Raw genomic sequence first — 22,086 nt, forward strand, 5'->3', positions numbered from 1 at the left:
GCGCGGACTCGGGGAGATCCGTCGGACGCTCCCGCCCCCCACCCCACACGAGCCCCACCCCACACGAGCACGTCGGCCAGTACGGAAGGCATCCTCGCACCTGCCACTGACAACACGCCCATGCCCCGGTCCCAAGTGATCTTGATTGGTCAGCTCTGCCCCCAAAAGTGCCTGACCAGTGGTGCGCGGGTGATCAGTTGAGATCGGTCACGTCCGGACCGCGGCAACCGGCCGACCGGGTCGAGCGTCTTTCCTTCGAACGGGGACGGGAACCGGTACGTAAGTGGCACCGGAAGAGACAACGGAAGAGGCACGGAAAGCGGACAGGATGCCGCCCGGCGTGGCGGCACTACAGTGGGTCGGAACAGCAGGCAAGCGACAGGGAGCGCATGACGTGCGGCCGGTAGGCAGCAAGTACCTCCTGGAGGAGCCGCTCGGACGCGGCGCCACCGGGACCGTCTGGCGAGCCCGCCAGCGGGAGACCGCGGGGGCCGAGGCCGCCGTGGCCGGCCAGCCCGGCGAGACGGTCGCGATCAAGGTCCTCAAGGAGGAGCTGGCGAGCGACCCGGACATCGTGATGCGGTTCCTCCGCGAGCGGTCCGTCCTGCTGCGGCTGACCCACCCCAACATCGTCCGGGTGCGCGACCTGGTCGTCGAGGGCGATCTGCTGGCCCTCGTCATGGACCTCGTCGACGGTCCCGACCTGCACCGCTACCTGCGCGAGAGCGGCCCCCTCAGCCCTGTCGGCGCCGCCCTGCTCACCGCCCAGATCGCCGACGCGCTCGCCGCCAGCCACGCCGACGGTGTCGTCCACCGTGACCTGAAGCCCGCCAACGTGCTGCTCGCGCAGTACGGCGGCCAGATGCACCCGATGCTCACCGACTTCGGCATCGCCCGCCTGGCCGACTCCCCGGGCCTGACCCGCACCCACGAGTTCGTCGGCACGCCCGCGTACGTCGCGCCGGAGTCCGCCGAGGGCCGCCCGCAGACCTCCGCGGTCGACATCTACGGCGCCGGGATCCTGCTGTACGAGCTGGTCACCGGCCGTCCCCCGTTCTCCGGCCAGTCGGCGCTCGAGGTCCTGCACCAGCACCTGAGCGCCGAGCCGCGCCGCCCCTCCACCGTCCCGGACCCGCTGTGGACGGTCATCGAGCGCTGCCTGCGCAAGAACCCGGACGACCGGCCCAGCGCCGAGAACCTCGCCCGTGGCCTGCGCGTGGTCGCCGAGGGCATCGGCGTGCACGCGAACTCCGCGCAGATCGCCGCCGCCGAGGGCGTGGGCGCCCTGCTCGCCCCCGACCCGCAGCCCGCCGCCGTCCCCGGCTCCGCCGACCCCACCCAGGTCCTGCCGCACGGCGCGGGCGGCTACGACCCGAACGCCGCGACCAACGTCCTGCCGACCACCGGACGCCCCGGCCCCGTCGGCGCCGCCGACCCCACCGCCGTACTCCCGAACACCGGGGCCGCGGACCCAACCGCCGTCATGCCGCCCATGCCCCCGGGGCAGCCGGGACAGCAGCCCGAGCAGCCGCACCCCTGGCAGACCCAGCTGCGCGCCGCCCGCGACCGCAACGAGCAGACGCAGGTGCAGTACCTCGACCCGAACGAGGACCCGCTGCGCCGCCGCCCGCAGCGCCAGGTCGCCCGCCCGCAGCAGCCGCCGCCGCGCCCCCAGCAGCAGCGCGCGCCGCAGCGCGCCCCGCGCGGGCAGCAGGGGTACGGCTACCCGCAGCAGCAACAGCCCCAGCAGTACGCGCCGCCGCAGCACCAGCAGCCGCAGCGGTACGCGCCCGCGCCCGAGCCGCAGCGGCCGGTCCGCGAGCCCCGGCAGCCGCGTCAGCCCAGCCCCAACCGGATGAAGATCCCCGGGCTCGGCTGCCTCAAGGGCTGTCTGTTCATGGTCGTCATCCTGTTCGTCGCGGGCTGGCTGGTCTGGGAGCTGACCCCGCTGCAGGACTGGATCGGCACGGGCCGGGGCTACTTCTCGGAGCTCAAGCACTGGTACGACAACGTCAGCGGCTGGATCGGCGATCTGGGCGGTTCGTCCGGAAGCGGTGGCGGCGGCAACTGACCGCCCGGCCGTTGGCTTGGTGATTTGTCGACATCTGGCGGGTGATTTCCGTCTCCACGGTGAAGGCCGGCCCCTTTGACGCGTAGCTTTGGCGACAACACGCGTCAGTAGGAGCAGTCTTGGGACGGAAGATCGGCAGCCGGTACACCGCCAACCAGATCCTGGGGCGGGGCAGCGCCGGCACGGTGTGGCTGGGCGAGGGTCCGGAGGGGCCCGTCGCCATCAAGCTGCTGCGCGAGGATCTCGCGTCCGACCAGGAACTCGTCGGCCGCTTCGTGCAGGAGCGCACGGCGCTGCTGGGCCTGGAGCATCCGAACGTCGTCTCCGTCCGTGACCTCGTCGTCGACGGCAACGACCTGGCGCTGGTCATGGACCTCGTGCGCGGCACCGACCTGCGCACCCGCCTCGACCGCGACCGGCGGCTCGCGCCGGAGGCGGCGGTGGCGATCGTCGCGGACGTGGCCGACGGGCTCGCCGCCGCCCACGCGGCCGGGGTCGTGCACCGGGACGTCAAGCCGGAGAACATCCTCCTGGACATGCAGGGCCCGCTCGGCCCGGGCGGCGCGCACCCCGCGCTGCTGACGGACTTCGGCGTGGCCAAGCTGATCGACTCCCCGCGCCGCACCCGGGCCACGAAGATCATCGGCACCCCGGACTACCTGGCGCCGGAGATAGTGGAGGGGCTCCCGCCGCGCGCCGCGGTGGACATCTACGCCCTCGCGACCGTGCTGTACGAGCTCCTGGCGGGCTTCACACCGTTCGGGGGCGGCCATCCGGGAGCCGTGCTCCGGCGGCATGTGACGGAGACGGTGGCGCCGCTGCCCGGTATCCCCGACGAGCTGTGGCAGCTCCTCGTCCAGTGCCTGGCCAAGGCCCCCGCCTCCCGGCTGCGCGCCTCCGAGCTGGGCGTGCGGCTGCGGGAGCTGCTGCCCCTGGTCGCGGGGATGCCGCCGCTGGACGTGGACGAGCCGGACGTGGAGCCGGCGGAGGAGGCCGAGGAGGCGCAGACCGTGCCGGCGGGGGAGCCGGTGCGGCGGCGGGGCGCGGTGCCGCTGGTGCCGGGCGCGAAGCCGGCGGACTCCAACCGGGACACCCACACGTCGATGCGGGTGCCGGGGCCGGACGAGCTGGCGGGCGGTGCGCGGGGCACCGCGCGGGTGCCGCGGGCGGCGGGGGCGCCGCGGCCCGGGTCGGCGCGGCACCGGGCCGTGACACGGCGTCGGCGGCTGGTGCTGGGAGCGGCGGCGGTGGTGCTGGCTGCCGCGGCCGGGGTCGGGACCTGGCTGGCCACGTCGGGGGACGACGCGGGGGCGTCACCGCAGGACACGAGGCATTCGGCGCCCGCCTCGCCCTGAGCCCGCGTAAGCGCAGGTCATCGCTCGGGCCCTCGGCACGGCGAACGTCGGTTGCCACAGCCGTTAGGCTGGAGGCGTGGCAGTCGTCGATGTATCCGAAGAGCTCAAGTCCCTCTCCTCGACCATGGAGTCGATCGAGGCCGTTCTGGACCTCGACAAGCTGAGGGCAGACATCGCCGTGCTCGAGGAGCAGGCGGCCGCGCCGTCCCTGTGGGACAACCCGGACGAGGCGCAGAAGATCACCAGCAAGCTGTCCCACCTCCAGGCCGAGGTCAGGAAGGCGGACGCGCTGCGCGGCCGGATCGACGATCTCGCCGTGCTGTTCGAGATGGCCGAGGAGGAGGACGACCCGGACACCCGCGCCGAGGCCGAGTCCGAGCTCGTCGCCGTCAAGAAGGCGCTGGACGAGATGGAGGTCCGCACGCTCCTCAGCGGCGAGTACGACTCCCGTGAGGCGCTGGTCAACATCCGCGCCGAGGCGGGCGGCGTCGACGCCGCCGACTTCGCCGAGAAGCTGCAGCGGATGTACCTGCGCTGGGCGGAGCAGAAGGGCTACAAGACCGAGCTCATCGAGACCTCGTACGCGGAGGAGGCCGGCATCAAGTCGACCACCCTCGCCGTGCACGCGCCCTACGCCTACGGGACCCTCTCCGTCGAGCAGGGCACGCACCGGCTGGTGCGTATCTCGCCCTTCGACAACCAGGGGCGCCGCCAGACCTCCTTCGCGGGCGTCGAGGTCCTTCCGGTCGTCGAGCAGTCCGACCACGTCGAGATCGACGAGAGCGAGCTGCGCATCGACGTGTACCGCTCCTCCGGCCCCGGCGGCCAGGGCGTCAACACCACCGACTCCGCCGTCCGCATCACCCACCTGCCCACCGGCATCGTCGTCTCCTGCCAGAACGAGCGGTCGCAGATCCAGAACAAGGCCACCGCGATGAACGTCCTGCAGGCCAAGCTGCTGGAGCGGCGCCGGCAGGAGGAGCAGGCCAAGATGGACGCCCTCAAGGGCGACGGCGGCAACTCCTGGGGCAACCAGATGCGGTCCTACGTGCTGCACCCGTACCAGATGGTCAAGGACCTGCGCACGGAGTACGAGGTCGGCAACCCGGAGGCCGTTTTCAACGGCGAGATCGACGGGTTCCTCGAGGCCGGAATTCGCTGGCGCAAGCAGCAGGAGAAGTAACTCCCCCCGTCGCTTTGTCGATACGACAACTGCCGTCCACCGGGCGGCAGTTGTCGTTTGTCTGGGTTTTACATCACACTCACAGGTTCCAACCCCCAGTAAAAGACGTGCAACTGGACATTGCGCGCGCAACGGCCTTGACGTTGCTGTGAAAAGTGGGAAGGGTGAAGCGTGGCATGCGTATCTCTGGGGCGCATGTGAACCGGGGGAACGCGCAAGCCTGCCACCCCCGTTGATCACGGCCCCCGAGCGCCGCCTCGACGACGATGAGCTACTGGGGGTAGCAACCTTATGACCAAGAAGACGCGGATCCGCGCCGCGCGGATAGCCGCCGGTGTCGTGATCGCGGCCGGAGCGTCGCTGACCGCCGCGGGTGCCGCTTCCGCGCTCGACCTCACCGCGAGCGTGGACGGCAGCGGTGTCGCCGTGAACGTCAACACCGGCACGGACGACGACCCGCCGGCCCCGCCGACCTCCGAGCCGCCGACCACCACTCCGCCGACCGAGCTGCCGACGGACCCGGTCAGCACGCCGCCGGCCCCGCCGACCTCCGAGCCCCCGTCCGACCCGGCCGAGCCCACCGGTGACCCGACGGACCCCAGCGACCCCGTGACCTCCACGCCCACCCACGGCGGCGGCACCGGCAGCAACGGCGGCGGCAACAGCAACACCGACCCCGACGGCGGCTCCGGCACCTCCGCCCAGGAGGAGGGCTCCTCCGCCCTCACCGACACCGGTTCGGCCACCTCGTCCAACACCTCGGCGCAGGGCGCGCAGCTCGCCGAGACCGGTGCCGGCCAGACCGCGTTCCTGGTGGTCGGCGCGGCCACGATGATCGCCGGCGGCATCGGCTTCCGGGTGCTGCCCCGTCTGATGGGCGGTCGCGGCGGAGCGGCTGCCTGACGGTAGCCGTACGCGCACGGACCGTGTGCGCGGTGTACGACGAAGGGCCCGGAGCGTCACTCACGCTCCGGGCCCTGCTCGGTCTCGGGGACCGCTCTAGGCGGTCTGGTGCGCCAGCAGCGCCACGGCGGCGATCAGCGCCGCGATCAGCGCGATGAGCGCCACGGGGTTCAGCCCCGCCAAGAAGTTCTCCTGCTGCAGCCGCTCGCGGTTCGCGCGGCACACGGGGCACCGGCCCTCGCTCACGGGCGCCGCGCAGTTCGCGCACACCAGCCGGTCGTACGTCATGCGCTCGCCCTCCTAGCCCAACGGTTCCATGAGGAGAACGTCCGTCGGTCCCGGAACGTTCCCTTCTCTACTGTGCCAGGTTCACCCGACCGGTGCGCGGGGGTCGCCCCGAGGGGCAGACCGGGGCCGGCACAAAGCGCACAAGCCCGGCGTAACCCGTCCTGTGCCTGCGATCGCCCGTCCGGGTCGCGTATGGTCACGCTCATCTACCCCCGGCTACCCGTGGTGCATCCGTGATCCGATTCGACAACGTCTCCAAGGTCTACCCCAAGCAGACCCGCCCCGCACTCAGGGATGTGTCCCTGGAAGTGGAGAAGGGCGAGTTCGTGTTCCTCGTGGGGTCCTCCGGCTCCGGAAAGTCCACCTTCCTGCGGCTGATCCTCCGCGAGGAGCGGTGCAGCCACGGTCAGGTGCACGTCCTGGGCAAGGACCTCGCGCGCCTCTCCAACTGGAAGGTGCCGCAGATGCGCCGCCAGCTGGGGACGGTGTTCCAGGACTTCCGGCTCCTGCCGAACAAGACGGTGGCGGAGAACGTCGCCTTCGCGCAGGAGGTCATCGGAAAGTCGAAGGGCGAGATCCGCAAGTCTGTGCCCCAGGTGCTCGACCTCGTCGGGCTCGGCGGCAAGGAGGAGCGGATGCCCGGCGAGCTCTCCGGTGGTGAGCAGCAGCGCGTGGCCATCGCGCGCGCCTTCGTCAACCGCCCCAAGCTGCTCATCGCGGACGAGCCCACCGGCAACCTCGACCCGCAGACCTCCGTCGGCATCATGAAACTGCTGGACCGGATCAACCGGACCGGTACGACCGTCGTGATGGCCACGCACGACCAGAACATCGTGGACCAGATGCGCAAGCGCGTCATCGAGCTGGAGAAGGGCCGCCTCGTCCGCGACCAGGCACGCGGCGTCTACGGCTACCAGCACTGACCGCGACCGTCCCCGGAAAGGCCCGAAGAAGACGCCATGCGCGCCCAGTTCGTACTGTCGGAGATCGGTGTGGGTCTCCGCCGCAACCTGACGATGACGTTCGCCGTCATCGTCTCCGTCGCCCTGTCGCTCGCCCTGTTCGGCGGGTCGCTCCTGATGAGCGACCAGGTCACCACGATGAAGGGCTACTGGTACGACAAGGTCAACGTCTCGATCTTCCTCTGCAACAAGAGCGACGCCGAGTCCGACCCCAACTGCGCCAAGGGCGCGGTCACGGACGACCAGAAGAAGTCGATCCTCGCCGACCTGCAGAAGATGGACGTCGTCCAGAAGGTCACCTACGAGTCCCAGGACGAGGCGTACAAGCACTACAAGCAGCAGTTCGGCGACTCCCCGCTGGCCAGCTCGCTCACGCCGGACCAGATGCAGGAGTCGTACCGCATCAAGCTGAAGGACCCGCAGAAGTACCAGGTCATCGCCTCCGCCTTCAACGGGCGTGACGGGGTGCAGTCGGTGCAGGACCAAAAGGGCATCCTGGACAACCTCTTCGGGCTGCTCAACGGCATGAACTGGGCCGCGCGGGCGGTGATGGCGCTGATGCTGGTGGTCGCGCTGATGCTGATCGTCAACACCGTGCGCGTCTCGGCGTTCAGCCGCCGGCGTGAGACCGGCATCATGCGGCTGGTCGGCGCCTCCGGGTTCTACATCCAGGCGCCGTTCATCGCGGAGGCCGCGGTCGCCGGGCTGATCGGCGGGACGGTCGCCTGCGGGTTCCTGGTGATCGCCCGGTACTTCATCATCGACCACGGCCTGGACCTGTCCCACAAGCTGAACCTGATCAACTTCATCGGCTGGGACGCCGTCCTGACCAAGCTGCCGCTCATCCTCGCCACGAGCCTGCTGATGCCCGCGCTGGCCGCGTTCTTCGCGCTGCGCAAGTACCTGAAGGTGTGACACATGCCAAGAGGGCCGTACGGGCAACAGTCCCTGCGGCCCTCTTGCGTTGTCCTAGACTCACCGGCATGTCAGGCCGTGACCTGTTCTGCCAGCCCCGCCGCATCCGCCGCGGGGCCGCCCTGACATTGGTCTTCGCGAGCGTGCTGGTGGCCGGAGCGGCAACCGGCTCGTTCCCCGAACTCGACCGGGCCGACCGCAAGTCGGCGTCCGACGCGGCCCGCACGGCTCTGGCCGCCGGCCGCCACGAGGACGTGGCCAAGGCCGCGCAGGAGGCACTCGCGGACGGCAAGTCCCCCATGGAGGCCGCCGAGCGGGCCGTCAGCCGCAGCGGGGACCGCTGGGGCGCCGTCTACTCCCAGGGCGAGTACGAGGAGTTCGAGGAGGCCCTCGACGGCCAGTACACCGGCGTCGGCCTGTGGGCCCGGCGGGAGCGGGACGGCCGGATCGAGGTGACCAAGGTGGCCCCCGGGTCGCCCGCGGCGGCCGCCGGTATCCGCGGCGGCGACCGGCTGCGCAGCGTCGACGGACGGCAGGTCGCCGGGCAGCCGGTGACGGAGGTCGTCTCGATGCTGCGCGGCGACGCCACGGACGCGGCGGCCGGCACCCAGGTGCGGCTTGGTCTGCAGCGCGGCACGCACGCGTGGACCGAGACCCTGCGCCGGGCCCGGCTGTCCACGGACTCGGTCACCGTTCGAGAACTCGCCGGCGGGATCACCGTCATCAGGATCTCCGCGTTCACCAAGGGCGTCGGCGAGGACGTCCGCGGCGCGGTCCGCCGGGCCCCGGCCGGTGCCGGCGTCATCCTGGACCTGCGGGGCAACTCCGGCGGTCTGGTCACCGAGGCCGTCACCACCGCCTCCGCCTTCCTCGACGGCGGGCTCGTCGCCACCTACGACGTCGACGGCGAGCAGCAGGCCCTGCACGCCGATCCCGGCGGCGACACCACCAGACCCCTGGTCGCGCTCGTCGACGGCGGCACGATGAGCGCGGCCGAGATGCTCACGGGAGCCCTGCAGGACCGCGGGCGCGCGGTTGTCGTCGGCTCGCGCACCTTCGGCAAGGGCTCGGTCCAGATGCCGAGCCGGCTGCCCGGCGGGTCCGTCGCCGAACTGACCGTCGGGCACTACCGCACCCCCTCCGGCCGCAGTGTCGACGGCCGGGGCATCACCCCGGACCTCGAGGTCGACCAGGCGGACGGCCCCACCGCCGTCCAGCGGGCCGAGACGGTGCTGAGCGGACTGGGCGACGACTGAGGGCACCGGCCCGGGACCCGGCGGGGGCTCGTGACGGCCTCCGGATAAGGACTGGCCCTCCCACCCCCGCGTAGTGCGAAAATGGACGGCACTATGAGCAAGGGAATGTACGTACCCAAGGAGTCCCAGCCCAAGCAGGGCGGTGGGGCGGCCGCCAAGGCCAAGGACGGCGAGAAGGGCGGCAAGCGCAAGATCGTCGCGCAGAACAAGAAGGCCCGGCACGACTACGCGATCATCGACACCTACGAGGCCGGGCTCGTCCTGACCGGCACCGAGGTCAAGTCGCTGCGCCAGGGCCGCGCCTCGCTGGTGGACGGCTTCGTCCAGGTCGACGGGGGCGAGGCGTGGCTGCACAACGCCCACATCCCCGAGTACGCCCAGGGCACCTGGACCAACCACTCCGCGCGCCGCAAGCGCAAGCTGCTGCTGCACCGCGAGGAGATCGACAAGCTGGCGGTCAAGGCGGACGAGACGGGTCACACGATCGTGCCCCTCGCCCTGTACTTCAAGGACGGCCGGGCGAAGGCCGAGATCGCGCTCGCGCGAGGCAAGAAGGAGTACGACAAGCGCCAGACCCTGCGCGAGCAGCAGGACCGCCGGGAGTCGGACCGCGCGATCGCGGCGGCCAAGCGCAGGCAGCGGGGCGCCTGACCCCGCCCGCCCCGGCGGGAATACGGTGGCATCGGGCCGCGTTGGTCACGTACGATGGCACCAACACCGGATGAACCCGGTGTGAGCATTGAAAACAACACATGGGGATGATCGGTTTCGACAGCGGCTGTCGAAGCAGGGGAAGCGTGTCGAGGAAGCGGCCATGATCTCGTAAACCACAGGCCGAAACAAATAATCGCCAATTCCAAGAGCGATTCTCCCGAGCTCTTCGCTCTCGCTGCCTGATCAGGTAGTGATCGAATAGCTCCTTGATGGGAGTGTCAGCCCGGGGGTGTTCCCGACCCGGATCCTGGCATCAGCTAGGGGACTAAACCTTGATCCCGGTCACGGGGTGAAGAGGGAAATCAAACAGTGACTGGGCCCGTCGGCGACTTGTTCGCGTGATCGCCGGGGCCGAGAAAATCACAGCGAACTGCACACGGAGAAGCCCTGATTCCGCACCGTTGGACGCGGGTTCGATTCCCGCCATCTCCACTTGTCCCATGTGGACGAAGGCCCCGGCGCTTCACAGCGCCGGGGCCTTCGTCATGCGTCAGCGCAGGTCGAAGGTCGACAGCCGTACGCCCTTCGAGAGCACCAGGTACACGTCCGTGCGGCTTTTCGCCGCCGCCGACAGCCCAGCCGTCACCGTCGTGTAGTCGTACGGCGAGGACGTGCCCGCGAAGCGGGCGGCGCCGGCGAGGCGGCCGGTGGGGGACCCGAGCCGGACCTCGACCGTCCCGGCGGAACCGGCGACGCGGGCGGTGAACTCGCCCGCGCCCCTGCCCGGTCGCGTGTCCGCGAACTTCAGCCACGCGCCGTCGGAGGCGGCCGCCACCGCCGTACCGCTCGCCTTGGACTCGTCGACGAGCGAGATCCCCGCGTAGTCGTCGAAGTTCTCGGCGCGGGTGGTGCGGGACAGGTCGCGGGGCGGGATGGTCTCGCCGTGCACCGCCCAGGACGCGCGGGCGCGGACGTCGGAGGACGAGGAGCCGACCAGGACGTCGTAAGTGCCGTTCTCCACCACCCACTTGGAGCGGGTGACGTCCCAGTGCGCGAGGTCCGACGGCGCCACCGTCAGCTTCACCGTCCGTGTCTCGCCCGGTTTCAGCGTGACCCGCGCGAAGGCCCTGAGCTGCTTCAGCGGCTGCTTGTCGCGGGAGACTCGCTGGTGGACGTACAGCTGGGCGGTCTCCGTGCCCGTCCGGCTGCCCGTGTTGGTGATCGCCACCTGGTAGCCGCCGTCCACGCGCTGCAGAGCGCCGTAGCGGAAGCGGGTGTACGACAGGCCGTAGCCGAAGGGGTAGAGGGGGCTGCCCCTGAAGTACTGGTAGGTGCGGTCGGACTTGATGATGTCGTAGTCGAGGAGGGAGGGGAGGTCGGACTCGGACCGGTACCAGGTCTGGGTCAGACGGCCCGACGGGTTCGCGTCGCCGTAGAGGAGGTCGGCCAGCGCGTTGCCCGTCTCCTGGCCCGCGTGGGTGGTCCACAGAAGCGCGGGGACCTCCTTCTGGAGGCTGCCGAGGGTGGTCGGGTAGCTGTTCTCGACGATCACGACCGTGTGCGGGTTGGCCCGGTGCACCGCCTTGACCAGGGCTTCCTGCGTGGGCGCCAGGCCCATGTCGGTGCGGTCGTGGGCCTCGCGGCCGTTGATCGACGGGTCGGAGCCGACCACGACCACCGCAGTGTCCCTGCCCTTCACGGCGGCGACGGCCTCGTCCACGCCGCTGCGGACGACGTCCTTGGAGTAGTGGGCGGCCTGGTCCTTCGCCACCAGGCCCAGCGTGCCGTCCGTGCCCGTCGGGCCGAGGTAGACCGGGTTGGTCCACCAGGACTCCTGGGTCTCGTAGCCGGCGTAGCGCAGGAGATATGTGCCGTCGCCCTGCGGCTCCAGCTTGAACTGCTGTTGCACGAACCAGCCGCCTGGCTGGGTCTGGTCGTTGACGAAGGACGACCAGTTGTAGCCGACGTACCTGCCGTTGGCGGCCGAACGCAGGGTCACGATCCCCGAGCCCCAGTCGAAGACGTCGAACTGGGAGGTCGCGCCGGACGCGTCCGTCTCCTTCAGGGCCGCGCCCGCCTCCCCCGTGCCCGCGGTCACGTACTTCCCGGTCGCCGTGTCCTTCAGCGCGATCCGGTCCACGCCCTCGCTGCTCGCGACGGACGTGCCGAGCTTGGCCGCGATGCCGTCCTCCGGGGTGACGGCGTAGGGGAGCGTGCCCGAGTACCAGTCGGTGTAGAGGGTGTCGGCGAGCGGGCCGACCACGGCCACGTCCTTCGCGGACCTGCTGAGCGGCAGTGCGCCCTTCTGGTTCTTCAGCAGCACCGCCGCCTCGGTCGCCGCCGTGCGGGCCAGCGCGCGATGGGCCGGGCTGTCGATGACGGACGCGTCGATGGAGCCGTACCGGCCGCCGCCCGGGTCGAACTCGCCGAGCCGCACCCGGACGCTCAGCACGTCACCGGCCGCCTTGTCGACGTCCGACTCCTTCAACAGGCCGGACGACAGCGCCGACTTGACCGCGCTCGTCGTCGGGCCGGAGTCGGTGTCGTTGTCGGTGAAGCTGTCGATGCCCGCCTTCAGCGCGGCCGCGTCGGCCTCGGCCTGGGTGCCGTAGTACCGCTGGCTGCCGACCAGGTTGCCGGGTGCGTAGGCGTCGGTCACGTTCAGCAGCCGCTGCGAGGTCCAGGTGCGGACGGTGTCGTCGAGGGCGGGACTCACCGTGTTCGGGCGGCCGTTGACGAGGTTGTACGAGGACATCACGCCCGTCGCCGCGTCCGCCGCGATCGCCGGTTCGAACGCCTGCTCGTCGTACTCCTTCAGCACGCGCGGGCGCAGCTCGGAGGAGGTGGTGTCGCGGTGGACCTCGTTGTTGTTGGCGAGGAAGTGCTTGATCGTCGGGGCCGTCTTGAGGTGGTCCGGATCGCCGCCGGTCAGGCCAGTGCCGTACGCCGTCGAGATCGACCCGGTCAGGTACGGGTCCTCGGAGTAGCCCTCCTCGTTGCGGCCCCAGCGCGGGTCGCGCAGCAGGTTGACCACGGGCGCCCAGAGGTTCAGCCCCCAGCCGGCCGGGCGGGTCTGCTGGAAGCCGCGTGCCTCGTCGCCGACCGCCGAGCCGACCTGCCGGATCAGGGCCGGGTCCCAGGTCGACGCCAGCCCGACCGCCTGCGGGAACACGGTCGCCTTGCCGAGCCAGGCCACCCCGTGCAGGGCCTCGGTGCCGGTGCGGAAGGACTGGATGCCGAGGCGGGGGATGGCCGGCTCGTACTGGTGGAGGAGGGAGATCTTCTCGTCCAGGGTGAGGCGGGAGAGCAGGTCGTCGACGCGCTTCGAGACCGGGAGGTCCGGATCGCGGAAGGGGTAGGCGGTGTCGTCGGCGTGGGCGGGGACGGTGGCGCCCAGGCCCGCGACGAGGGCGAGGGCGACCAGGACGGTCGTTCTGGGTCTGCTTCTCTTGCCTTTCATGTCACGGCTCCTTCGAGTAGGGCCCTGCACAAGGGCGTTGACCGGACCGGGATCAGGCGTCGCGCGGTGCCGTGCTCGCCCGCTCCGTCATCCGGGGCGGCAGCAGCGTCGCCTCGGGTACGGCACTCCCGCCCAGCTTCTTCATCAGCAGATGCACCGCCCGCTCGCCCACCTCGGCGGAGGGCAGGGCGACGGAGGTGACGGGGACGCGGACCGACTCGGCCAGTTCGTCGGGGCAGATCGCGGTGACCGAGAGGTCGCCGGGGACCCGCAGCCCGAGCTGCTCGAAGGCGTCGATCAGCGGCTCCAGGATCGGCTCGTTGTGGACGACGACCCCCGTCAACGCGGGCTGCTCCCGCAGCAGTTGCTCGGCGACCAGCCGCGCCCCGGAGGGCGTGGCCTCACAGGGGTGGACGGAGGAGGACAGCCCGCCGCGGTCGGCGGCCGCGGTGAAGCCCTGGACGACCCGCTGGGCGAACGCGGTCTGCCGGACGTACACCTCCGGCGGCGACCCCACCAGCGCCACCACCCGATGGCCCAGCCGCGCCAGATGCTCCACGCACGCCTCGCCGGCCGCCTTGAAGTCGAGGTCGATGCAGGTCAGCCCGTCCGCCTCGGCCGGGAACCCGATCATCACCGACGGCCGCTCCAGTGAGCGCAGCAACGGCAGCCGGGGATCGTGCAGTTGGACGTCCATCACGATCAGCGCGTCCACCAGCGCCGTGTCCGCGACCCTGCGCAGCCCGTCCTCGCCCTCCTCCTGGGTCAGCAGCAGCACGTCGTGGTCGTAGCGTCGGGCGGTGGTCACCACGGACACCGCGAACTGCATGACGACCGGGACGTGGATGCCGGCCCGTAAGGGCACCACGAGCGCCAGGACGTTGGAGCGACTGCTGGCCAGGGCGCGGGCACCCGCGTGCGGGCGGTAGCCCAGCTCGCGGATGGCCGCCTCGACCCGCTGCCGGGTCTCCTCGGAGATGGGCCGCTTGCCGCTGAGCGCGTAGGAGACGGTGCTGGGGGAGACCCCGGCGTGCCGCGCCACATCGGTGATCTTCACCATCAGCCCAGCTCCAGGGAGAGGAACCCGGCCCCCGCCTTGGCCGCCGCCGTCCGCTCCCCGGCGGCCAGGCTCCACGGCGCCACCGGATCACTGCACGAGGCCCGCAGGGTGTCCCCTTCGCGGACGACGGTGAAGGTGACCTCGCCGACCGCCACCGTCACCTGCGCGCCCCGCTCGAGGCCGAACGCCCGCAGGGTGACCCCGTCGGCGTGGTCGTAGTCGGGCCGGTCGGTCACCGCCCCCACCGGGATCACCGCCCCCGGCCTCACCAGCAGCGGCACGCTCAGGAAGCCATGCCGCTCCCGCACCCAGCGCGGCCCGGTCACCGTCCTTCCGCTCAGGAAGTGGGTCCAGGTGCCCTCGGGCACGTAGTAGCTCACATCCCCCTCGTCGCTGAACACCGGCGCCACCAGCAGGTCCGGCCCGAGCATGTACTGCCGCTCCAGATGCGCGCACCCGGGATCGTCCGGGAACTCCAGCACCATCGCCCGCATCACCGGCACCCCCTCGGCGTGCGCGGTGCGCGCGGCCTCGTAGAGGTACGGCATCAGGCTCAGCTTCAGCCGGGTGAACTCCCGCAGCACGTCCACGGACTCCTCGTCGAAGAGCCACGGGACCCGGTAGGAGGAGCTGCCGTGCAGCCGGCTGTGCGAGGACAGCAGGCCGAACGCGAGCCAGCGCTTGAACAGTTCGGGCGTCGGCGTGCCCTCGAAACCGCCGATGTCATGGCTCCAGTACCCGAAGCCGGACAGCCCCAGCGACAGCCCGCCGCGCAGCGACTCCGCCATCGACTCGTACGTCGCCTCGCAGTCGCCGCCCCAGTGCACGGGGAACTTCTGGCTGCCGGCGGTCGCCGAGCGTCCGAAGACCACGGCCTCGCCCTCGCCGCGGTGCTTGCGCAGCACGTCGAAGACGGTGCGGTTGTACAGGTACGTGTAGTAGTTGTGCATCCGCTCCGGGTCCGAGCCGTCGGACCAGGCCACGTCGAGGGGCACCCGCTCGCCGAAGTCGGTCTTGAAGCAGTCGACGCCCTGTGCGAGCAGCGCCTCCAGCTTCGCCGCGTACCAGTCCCGGGCGGCCGGACTGGTGAAGTCGACCAGCGCCATGCCCGGCTGCCACATGTCCCACTGCCAGACGCTCCCGTCCGGCCGCCGCAGCAGATGCCCGAGCGCCTTGCCCTCCGCGAACAGCGGGGAGCGCTGGGCGATGTAGGGGTTGATCCACACGCAGATGTGCAGGCCCCGGTCCTTGAGCCGGGTCAGCATGCCCTCCGGGTCGGGGAAGACCCTGGGGTCCCACTGGAAGTCGCACCAGTTGAACTCGCGCATCCAGAAACAGTCGAAGTGGAAGACCGACAGCGGCAGTTCACGCTCCCGCATGCCCTCGATGAACGAGGTCACCGTCTCCTCGTCGTACGACGTCGTGAAGGACGTCGACAGCCACAGACCGAACGACCAGGCGGGCGGGAGCGCCGGCCGCCCGGTGAGGGCGGTGTACTTGCGCAGGATCTCCTTCGGGCTCGGCCCGTGGATGACGTAGTACGTCAGCTCCTGCGTCTCCGCGCTGAACTGGACCCGGGACACCGCCTCCGAGCCGACCTCGAAGCTGACCTTCCCCGGATGGTCGACGAAGACGCCGTAGCCCGCGTCCGTCAGATAGAACGGGACGTTCTTGTAGGCCTGTTCGGTCGCCGTGCCGCCGTCCGCGTTCCAGATGTCGACGACCTGGCCGTTCTTCACCAGCGGGCCGAACCGCTCACCGAGGCCGTACACGCTGGTGCCCACACCCAGGTTGAGCTGCTCGCGCAGATAGTGCGCGCCCGTCGCGTCCCGCATGATGCCGATGCCCTTGGGGCCGCTGGAGGTCAGCGTGCGGCCCTGGGCGAGGAAGTCGACGTGCCAGGTGCCGGTGCGGGCCACCCGGACCGACAGCGCGCCGGAGGTCAGCGTCGCGTGCTCCTCGTCGTAGGAGACCTGCGGGCTGAACTCCGCGCCCTGCAGCTCGAACTCCGGCCCGCGCGGCTGCTCGCCCTCGAAGTGGGTGAAGGTGACGCCGATGACGTCCGGCATCGGCGTGTGCGCACTGATCGTCACGACCGGTCCCTTCAGCAGGTCGCCGCGGTGGCGGATGGGCTGCGTCGGCGCGTGGATCTCCAGCGAGTCGTCCGTGGCGGTGACGTCGAGAACCTCGACGGGATGAGCCGCGGTGACGCCCTCGCGCAGCAGCCAGTAACCATCGGTGAACTTCACGTGGGGGGTCCTTACTTGACGGCACCCACGGCGATGCCGCGGGTGAGGGTCCGCTGGAAGACGAGGAAGAAAACGATCGCCGGGAGGACGCCGAGCAGGGCGGCCGCGTTGGTCATCGTGGCGTCCATCAGGCGCTGGCCCTGGAGGACGCCGAGCGCCACCGACACCGTCTGGTTGTCGTTGGAGATCAGCATGACCAGGGGGAGCAGGAACTCGTTCCAGGTCCAGATGAAGAAGAAGACCAGCAGCACGCCGATCGTCGGCCGGCTGACCGGGACGACGATCCGCCACAGCACCTGCCACTTGTTGGCGCCGTCGATCCGGGCCGCCTCGATGATCTCGCGCGGGAACCGGCCCAGGACGGAGGAGAGGAGGTACGTGCCGAAGGCCGCCTGGATCACCGTGAAGACGATGATCACGCTCAGCCTGGTGTCGTACAGGCCCACCTGCTTGCTCAGGTAGTAGAGCGGGTAGACCAGCGCCTCCTGCGGCAGCATGTTGGCGAGCACGAAGAAGGCGAGCACCCAGGCGCGGCCCTTGATCCGGCCGATGCCGATCGCGTACGCGTTGAGCACGGACAGGATCGCGGCGAGGACGGCCACCGAGCCGCTGATCAGGACCGAGTTGAACAGCTTCTGTCCGTAGTCGACGCGCTGCCAGAAGTCCTTGAGGCCGTCCAGGTAGAGCCCCTGGGGGAGGCTCAGCGGGCCGTGCTCGGAGTACTCGGCGGGTGACTTGACCGCGTTGACGGCGACGATCAGGAACGGGACGACCATGAAGAGGGCCGCGATGCACAGGGCGATCAGCACCGGGTAGCGGCGCAGGGCGGTGGTCATGCGCTCTCCCCCTCCTCGCTGCGGGTCTGGAGTGCGAGCAGGATCAGGGAGAGGGCCAGGATGATCACGGTGAGGACCGTGGAGATCGCGGCACCGTAGCCGACCTGCGTCTTCTCGAAGAAGGTGGTGAAGGAGAAGTAGGACGGCACGTCCGTGGCCCCGCCCGGTCCGCCCTTGGTCAGTACGTACACCGCGCCGAACACCTTGAGCGCGGCGATGGTGCACCAGGTCAGGACGACGTAGATCTCGGGCCGGATCTGCGGCAGCGTGATGTGCCAGAACCGCCGCCACCAGCCGGCCCCGTCCAGCTCGGCCGCCTCGTACAGCTGCGGGTCCACGCGCTGGAGTCCGGCCATGAAGACGACCAGCGGGAAGCCGATCTGCACCCACACCATCACGCCCATCACGCTGTAGAGCGCGATGTCCGGGTCGCCCAGCCAGTCCTGCTGCCACGAGCCCAGCCCCACCGCTTTCAGCAGCTCGTTGAGGGAGCCGTTGTCCGGCGCGAGGATCCAGCTCCACACGATGCCGGCGACCGCGATCGGCAGGACCTGCGGGAGGTAGAAGCAGGCCCGCAGCACCGCGGCCCACCTCGACCCGAAGTGCTTGCCGATGTAGTCGAACAGGGCGGCCGCCAGGACCAGCCCGAGCACGGTCGGTACGGCGGCCATGGCGACGACCATGAACAGGCTGTGCCGGAAGGACGCCCAGAACTCGGAATCGTCCAGCAGCTCACGGTAGTTGGCGAGGCCGGTCCACTTGGGGCTGCCGACGCCCTGCCACTCGGTGAAGCTCACGCCCGTGTTCATCAGGAACGGGACGATGATGATCGCCGTGAAGGCGAGGACGCCGGGCAGCAGGAACAGGGCGTACGAGTCGCGGGTACGGGGGCGGCGCGGGCCGGCGTGCGGATCGGTGCCGACGGCCCGCGCTCCCCGTTCGACGGTGACCGTCATTGCTGCGGCACGCCCTTGTCGTACGCCTGCTGGAGGTTGGAGAGGTAGGCGTCCGGCTTCTCGTTGCCGGTGATCAGCTTCTGGGTCTCGGAGACGAGGGTGTCGTAGAAGCCGTTGACCGGCCAGTCCGGGTAGAAGGCCAGGCCGTCACGCTTGCTCACCGTGTTGAAGTTGGCGATGAGCTGCTGGGACTTGGGGTCGGTGATGGCGCCGGTGTCGGCGGCGACCGGGATGCCGCCCTTGTTGCCGAGCAGGTTCTGGATCTTCTTCGACATGGTGATGTCGATGAAGTCGTAGGCCAGCTCCTTGTTCTTGGCGTTCTTCGGGACCACCCAGAGGTTCCCGCCCGAGCCCAGGGTGAGGTTCGAGTCCGGCCACAGGGTGGTGTCCCAGTCGAACTTGGCCTCCGACTGGAAACGGCCGTACCACCAGCTGCCGGAGAACAGGATCGGCGCCTTGCCCTGGATCCAGGAGACGCCCGCGTCCTCGGCCTTGGTGCTGGTCGACTTCTTGCTGATGTAGCCCTTCTTCACCCAGTCGGCGAAGGTGGTCGCGCCGTAGGTCCAGGCCGCGTCGTGGAAGTCGGTCTTGCCCTTGTACAGCTCGTACTTGTCGACCCACGAGCGGTCGGCCTTGGAGAGGGCGAGCTGGTAGAGGTACTGCTGGGCCATGTACTCGGCACCGGAGTCGGCGAGCGGGGTGACGCCCTTCTTCACGAAGGCGTCCATGGCGGCCGTGAGCTCGTCGAACGTCTTCGGCTCGGCGATCGAATACTTCTTGAACAGGTCCTTGTTGAAGTAGACCATCGTGTACTCGGCGTAGTTGGGCACGCCGTACCACTTGCCGGAGCCCATGACGCCGTTGGCGTCGTACTTGCTGGTCGTGGCCACGCCCGGGCTGAGCAGCTTGTCCCAGCCGCGCTTGCTGACCTCCGCCGACAGATCCGTCAGCAGGCCCTGTTTCGACAGCTGCCCCGCGGTCGCGTTGCCCTTGTTGTACTCCATGAGGTCGGGCGCGTCCGAGGAGTTGAGGATCATGGGCGCGGTCTTCTGGATCTGTTCGAAGCCCTTCTCCTCGAACTTCACCTTCACGCCCGGGTGCTTGGCCTCGAACTCCTTGATCGCCTCGTTCCAGGCCACGCCCATCGCGCTGTCGGGACCCTCGTAGTGCCAGAGCTTGAGCGTCTTGGCGTCGGAGGAGCCGCTGTCCGAGCCGCCGCAGGCGGTCAGCAGCAGCGCCCCGCTGAGGAGCGCGGCCGCGACCGCCGTCACACGCCTTCGTGCCGTCAACATCCCGTGCCTCCGCAGGAGTCGGATGGGTAGTCGTCGAATCGATTCGATGCCAGGCGTCGAAGCGCTTCGACGGAGGACGGTAGGTGCGGGCTGTGAGCGCGTCAACGCATCTGACGTGAATCGCTGTTCGGAGTACCTGCGCCGAGGGAGATCACGAGGGCCAGCGCGGCGGCCGTCACCGGTGCTCCGTAGGCGGCCGTCGCCGACAGATGGTCCACCAGCCAGCCGCCGGTCGCCGAGCCGCAGGCGATCCCGCCGAGCAGTCCGGTCACCGCGAGGGTCATGCCCTCGTTGAGCCGGCCCTGCGGGGTGCGCCGCTGGACCAGCGTCATGGTGGTGACCATCGTCGGAGCGGTCGCCATGCCGGCGATCAGGAGGGCGAGCGCGAGGAGCGGGAGCGAGCCGGCGAGGGAGGCGGCGAGCAGCGGCAGGGTCAGCAGGGCCGTCATCGCGGCGACGCACCACGTCAGACGCCGGCCTACGGGCCCGGCCGGCCCGAGCGCCCCGAACAGCAGCCCCGCCGCGCACGATCCGGCCGCCTGCAGCCCGAGGGCCACGCCCGCCGCCGACCGGTGTCCCTGCGCGTCCGCGAACGCGATCGTGACGACCTCCGTCGAGCCGAACACCGCGCCCGTCGCGAGACAGACGGCCAGCAGCGGGGGCATCCCGGGGGCCCGCAAGGGTGACCCGGCCGGAGGGCGGCGACACGCGGGCGGCTCGGTCGAACGCTGCCCGGCGAACAGCAGGACGCCGGTCAGCAGCAGCACGGCCCCGACGAGCGTGCCCGCCTCCGGGAAGAACGTCCCGCACAGGAAGGCCGCCAGCACCGGGCCCAGCATGAAGCACAGCTCGTCCGCGGCCTGTTCGAAGGAGTTCGCGGTGTGCAGGGCCCGCTCGTCGTCCCCCAGCAGATGGGCCCAGCGGGCGCGGGACATGCCGCCGGTGTTCGGGGTCGTCGCGGTGGCGGCGTAGGAGGCGAAGAGGGTCCAGGCGGGGGCGTCGTAGTGCACGCACAGCAGCAGCGCGAGCGAGCCGAGGACGGCGACCGCCGTGGCCGGTACGGCGATCCGGGCCTGCCCGTGCCGGTCGACGAGCCGGGCGGTCCAGGGGGCGACCAGCCCGGTCGCCGCGAGCCCGGTCGCGGTAACGGCGCCGGCGAGGGCGTACGAGCCGCGCGCCCCGGCGATCATCATCACCGCGCTCAGGCTGAACATGCCCATCGGGAGGCGGGCCAGCAGGTTCCCGAGGGTGAAGGCGCGGGCGCCGGGGACGGCGAAGAGACGGCGGTAGGGGCCGGGCGGGCGCTTCCGCCAACGGGGGCCGAAGTCGACGGCGACGAGGGTGTCGGCGGTGACGGTGAACAGCGGCGCTGTCCTGGTCGGTTCGGGCATGTGCAGCACCGTCGCCCCGGAGCGGTCGCCGGGTCCAACACCTGTCGCTCCTTGATCCACGCACTCCCGTTGTAAATTCGCCGGATGCCCGCACCCCGCCACCTCGACCCCCGTCTCCTGCGCGCCTTCGTCGCCGTCGCCGAGGAGTTGCACTTCACCCGGGCCGCCGCCCGGCTCTACCTCGCCCAGCAGGCGCTCAGCCGGGATGTGCGGCGGCTGGAGCGGGAGCTCGGGACCGAGCTGTTCGTGCGCAGCACCCGGCAGGTGACGCTCACACCCGACGGCGAGCGGCTGCTGCCGTACGCGCGCCGGGTCCTCGAGGCGCAGGACGACCTGCTCGGCGCCTTCGGACAGACACGTCCGCTGCTGGTCGACCTCAACTCGCCCGGCCTGGTCACCGGCCGCCGGGTGCTGCACCGGGCGCGTGAACTCGCCCCCGAGCACGAGCTGATGGCCCGTTACGAGAGCGGTCTGACCGGCGCGGCGCAGGAGTTGCTCGCCGGGCGGCTGGACGCGTCCTTCGGCCGGTTCGCGGGCCTGGACCCGGCCCTGCGGGGCGGTCTCGAGCACCTGCTCGTGCGGTACGAGCCGATGGCGGTCGTCCTGCCCGAGGACCACCGGCTGGCGTCGCTGGAGGCGGTGCCGCTGGCCGCGCTGGCGGGCGAGACCGTGTACGCGGGCGCCGGAAACCCCCGCACCCCCGAGTGGACGGACCTCGCGCGCCGGCTGTTCGACGGACGGGGCATAGCCGTCGCGCCGCCGGCGCCGCTGGCCGTCGGCGACGAGGAGTTCGAGCGGATCATGGCCAAGATGCGCAACCCGATCCTCGCCGTGGTGGACTTTCCGGCCATGCCGAGGACCGTGCTGCGGCCCTTGATCGACCCGGTGCCTTTGTCGCCCGTGTCACTTGTGTGGCGGAAGGGCCTGGTGCACCCGGGATTCGACGCGCTTCGGCGGGCCGCGCTGGAGTTGTCGGCCGCCGAGGGATGGCTGCGGCGGCCGGTCGATGGATGGATTCCGGCCATGGATCTGGACCCGGCGCGCGCCCACTACTGACACACGGCGCACACGGATCATCCTTCTGCGCTACATTCGTGGCCCGAGCACCTAGTGGTAAGGGGGGCGCAAGATCCCGGTGGGGGCCGGGTTCTGCGGCGAGTGCTCGGTGTCGTGTGCGCGCCCGGAACGGTCTCGTGGGGGATGTGCGTGCGCGTGAAAAAGTGGCGAGAAGACGCCCAACCGGAATGGCCCGAAC

The 22,086-nt window shown here is 70.5% G+C and carries 17 protein-coding genes and 1 other RNA gene; 10 read left to right on the forward strand and 8 right to left on the reverse strand.

What is annotated here, in order from left to right; translation table 11 throughout:
* Positions 1–394 precede the first annotated feature (394 nt).
* The 4 genes from ACWCQ1_RS00195 to ACWCQ1_RS00210 all read left to right on the forward strand — a co-directional run bounded on the left by ACWCQ1_RS00195 (position 395) and on the right by ACWCQ1_RS00210 (position 5,512).
* Complete coding sequence (locus ACWCQ1_RS00195) at positions 395–2,071, forward strand: serine/threonine-protein kinase (RefSeq protein ID WP_451025488.1); 1,677 nt, start codon at positions 395–397, stop codon at positions 2,069–2,071.
* 119 nt (positions 2,072–2,190) lie between these two features.
* A complete protein-coding gene (locus ACWCQ1_RS00200) occupies positions 2,191–3,426 on the forward strand; it encodes a serine/threonine-protein kinase (protein WP_133046260.1) in 1,236 nt (411 codons plus the stop codon).
* A gap of 76 nt (positions 3,427–3,502) precedes the next feature.
* Positions 3,503–4,609, forward strand: a complete 1,107-nt coding sequence (gene prfB, locus ACWCQ1_RS00205; protein WP_133046261.1) for a peptide chain release factor 2 — start codon at positions 3,503–3,505, stop codon at positions 4,607–4,609.
* 291 nt (positions 4,610–4,900) lie between these two features.
* Positions 4,901–5,512, forward strand: coding sequence for a hypothetical protein (locus ACWCQ1_RS00210; RefSeq protein ID WP_133046262.1), 612 nt, complete (start codon positions 4,901–4,903; stop codon positions 5,510–5,512).
* Between the two features lie 96 nt (positions 5,513–5,608).
* Here ACWCQ1_RS00210 and ACWCQ1_RS00215 read toward each other — a convergent pair whose 3' ends face one another.
* Positions 5,609–5,800: a hypothetical protein gene (locus ACWCQ1_RS00215; RefSeq protein WP_133046263.1), complete on the reverse strand. Its 192-nt coding sequence runs from the start codon at positions 5,798–5,800 to the stop codon at positions 5,609–5,611.
* A gap of 233 nt (positions 5,801–6,033) precedes the next feature.
* Here ACWCQ1_RS00215 and ftsE point away from each other — a divergent pair, with 233 nt between their 5' ends.
* The 5 genes from ftsE (at position 6,034) to ssrA (ending at position 10,082) form a co-directional block, all read left to right on the forward strand.
* Positions 6,034–6,723 carry a cell division ATP-binding protein FtsE gene (ftsE, locus tag ACWCQ1_RS00220; protein WP_133046264.1) on the forward strand — a complete coding sequence of 230 codons (690 nt, stop codon included), beginning with the start codon at positions 6,034–6,036 and terminating at the stop codon, positions 6,721–6,723.
* 36 nt (positions 6,724–6,759) lie between these two features.
* Positions 6,760–7,677, forward strand: coding sequence for a permease-like cell division protein FtsX (ftsX, locus tag ACWCQ1_RS00225; RefSeq protein ID WP_133046265.1), 918 nt, complete (start codon positions 6,760–6,762; stop codon positions 7,675–7,677).
* Positions 7,678–7,745: 68 nt separating this feature from the next.
* Complete coding sequence (locus ACWCQ1_RS00230) at positions 7,746–8,933, forward strand: S41 family peptidase (RefSeq protein WP_133046266.1); 1,188 nt, start codon at positions 7,746–7,748, stop codon at positions 8,931–8,933.
* A 105-nt stretch (positions 8,934–9,038) separates the two neighbouring features.
* A complete protein-coding gene (gene smpB / locus ACWCQ1_RS00235) occupies positions 9,039–9,584 on the forward strand; it encodes an SsrA-binding protein SmpB (RefSeq protein ID WP_207929891.1) in 546 nt (181 codons plus the stop codon).
* 103 nt (positions 9,585–9,687) lie between these two features.
* Positions 9,688–10,082, forward strand: a transfer-messenger RNA (tmRNA) gene (gene ssrA / locus ACWCQ1_RS00240).
* Positions 10,083–10,137: 55 nt separating this feature from the next.
* Here the strand turns inward: ssrA and ACWCQ1_RS00245 are convergent.
* From ACWCQ1_RS00245 to ACWCQ1_RS00275, 7 genes are all read right to left on the reverse strand, one after another.
* Positions 10,138–13,047 (reverse strand): glycoside hydrolase family 3 C-terminal domain-containing protein, encoded by a 2,910-nt coding sequence (locus ACWCQ1_RS00245; RefSeq protein WP_451025489.1) that lies wholly within the window; start codon positions 13,045–13,047, stop codon positions 10,138–10,140.
* Between the two features lie 52 nt (positions 13,048–13,099).
* Complete coding sequence (locus tag ACWCQ1_RS00250; RefSeq protein WP_133046269.1) at positions 13,100–14,107, reverse strand: LacI family DNA-binding transcriptional regulator; 1,008 nt, start codon at positions 14,105–14,107, stop codon at positions 13,100–13,102.
* A complete protein-coding gene (gene yicI / locus ACWCQ1_RS00255; RefSeq protein WP_358593937.1) occupies positions 14,107–16,356 on the reverse strand; it encodes an alpha-xylosidase in 2,250 nt (749 codons plus the stop codon). Before yicI ends, ACWCQ1_RS00250 begins: the two co-directional genes overlap by 1 nt.
* Positions 16,357–16,367: 11 nt before the next feature.
* Entirely contained in the window at positions 16,368–17,192 is an 825-nt protein-coding gene (locus ACWCQ1_RS00260) for a carbohydrate ABC transporter permease (RefSeq protein WP_133046271.1), read from the reverse strand.
* Positions 17,189–18,148 (reverse strand): carbohydrate ABC transporter permease, encoded by a 960-nt coding sequence (locus ACWCQ1_RS00265; RefSeq protein ID WP_358593936.1) that lies wholly within the window; start codon positions 18,146–18,148, stop codon positions 17,189–17,191. The genes ACWCQ1_RS00260 and ACWCQ1_RS00265 overlap by 4 nt, the downstream gene beginning before the upstream one ends.
* Positions 18,145–19,440, reverse strand: coding sequence for an ABC transporter substrate-binding protein (locus ACWCQ1_RS00270; RefSeq protein ID WP_358593935.1), 1,296 nt, complete (start codon positions 19,438–19,440; stop codon positions 18,145–18,147). Before ACWCQ1_RS00270 ends, ACWCQ1_RS00265 begins: the two co-directional genes overlap by 4 nt.
* Positions 19,441–19,541: 101 nt before the next feature.
* A complete protein-coding gene (locus tag ACWCQ1_RS00275; protein WP_451025490.1) occupies positions 19,542–20,831 on the reverse strand; it encodes an MFS transporter in 1,290 nt (429 codons plus the stop codon).
* A gap of 84 nt (positions 20,832–20,915) precedes the next feature.
* On the opposite strand from ACWCQ1_RS00275, the gene ACWCQ1_RS00280 reads away from it, so the two are divergent.
* A complete protein-coding gene (locus tag ACWCQ1_RS00280) occupies positions 20,916–21,887 on the forward strand; it encodes a LysR family transcriptional regulator (RefSeq protein ID WP_451025491.1) in 972 nt (323 codons plus the stop codon).
* Positions 21,888–22,086 lie beyond the last annotated feature (199 nt).

The organism is Streptomyces sp. NPDC002144 (assembly GCF_053593695.1).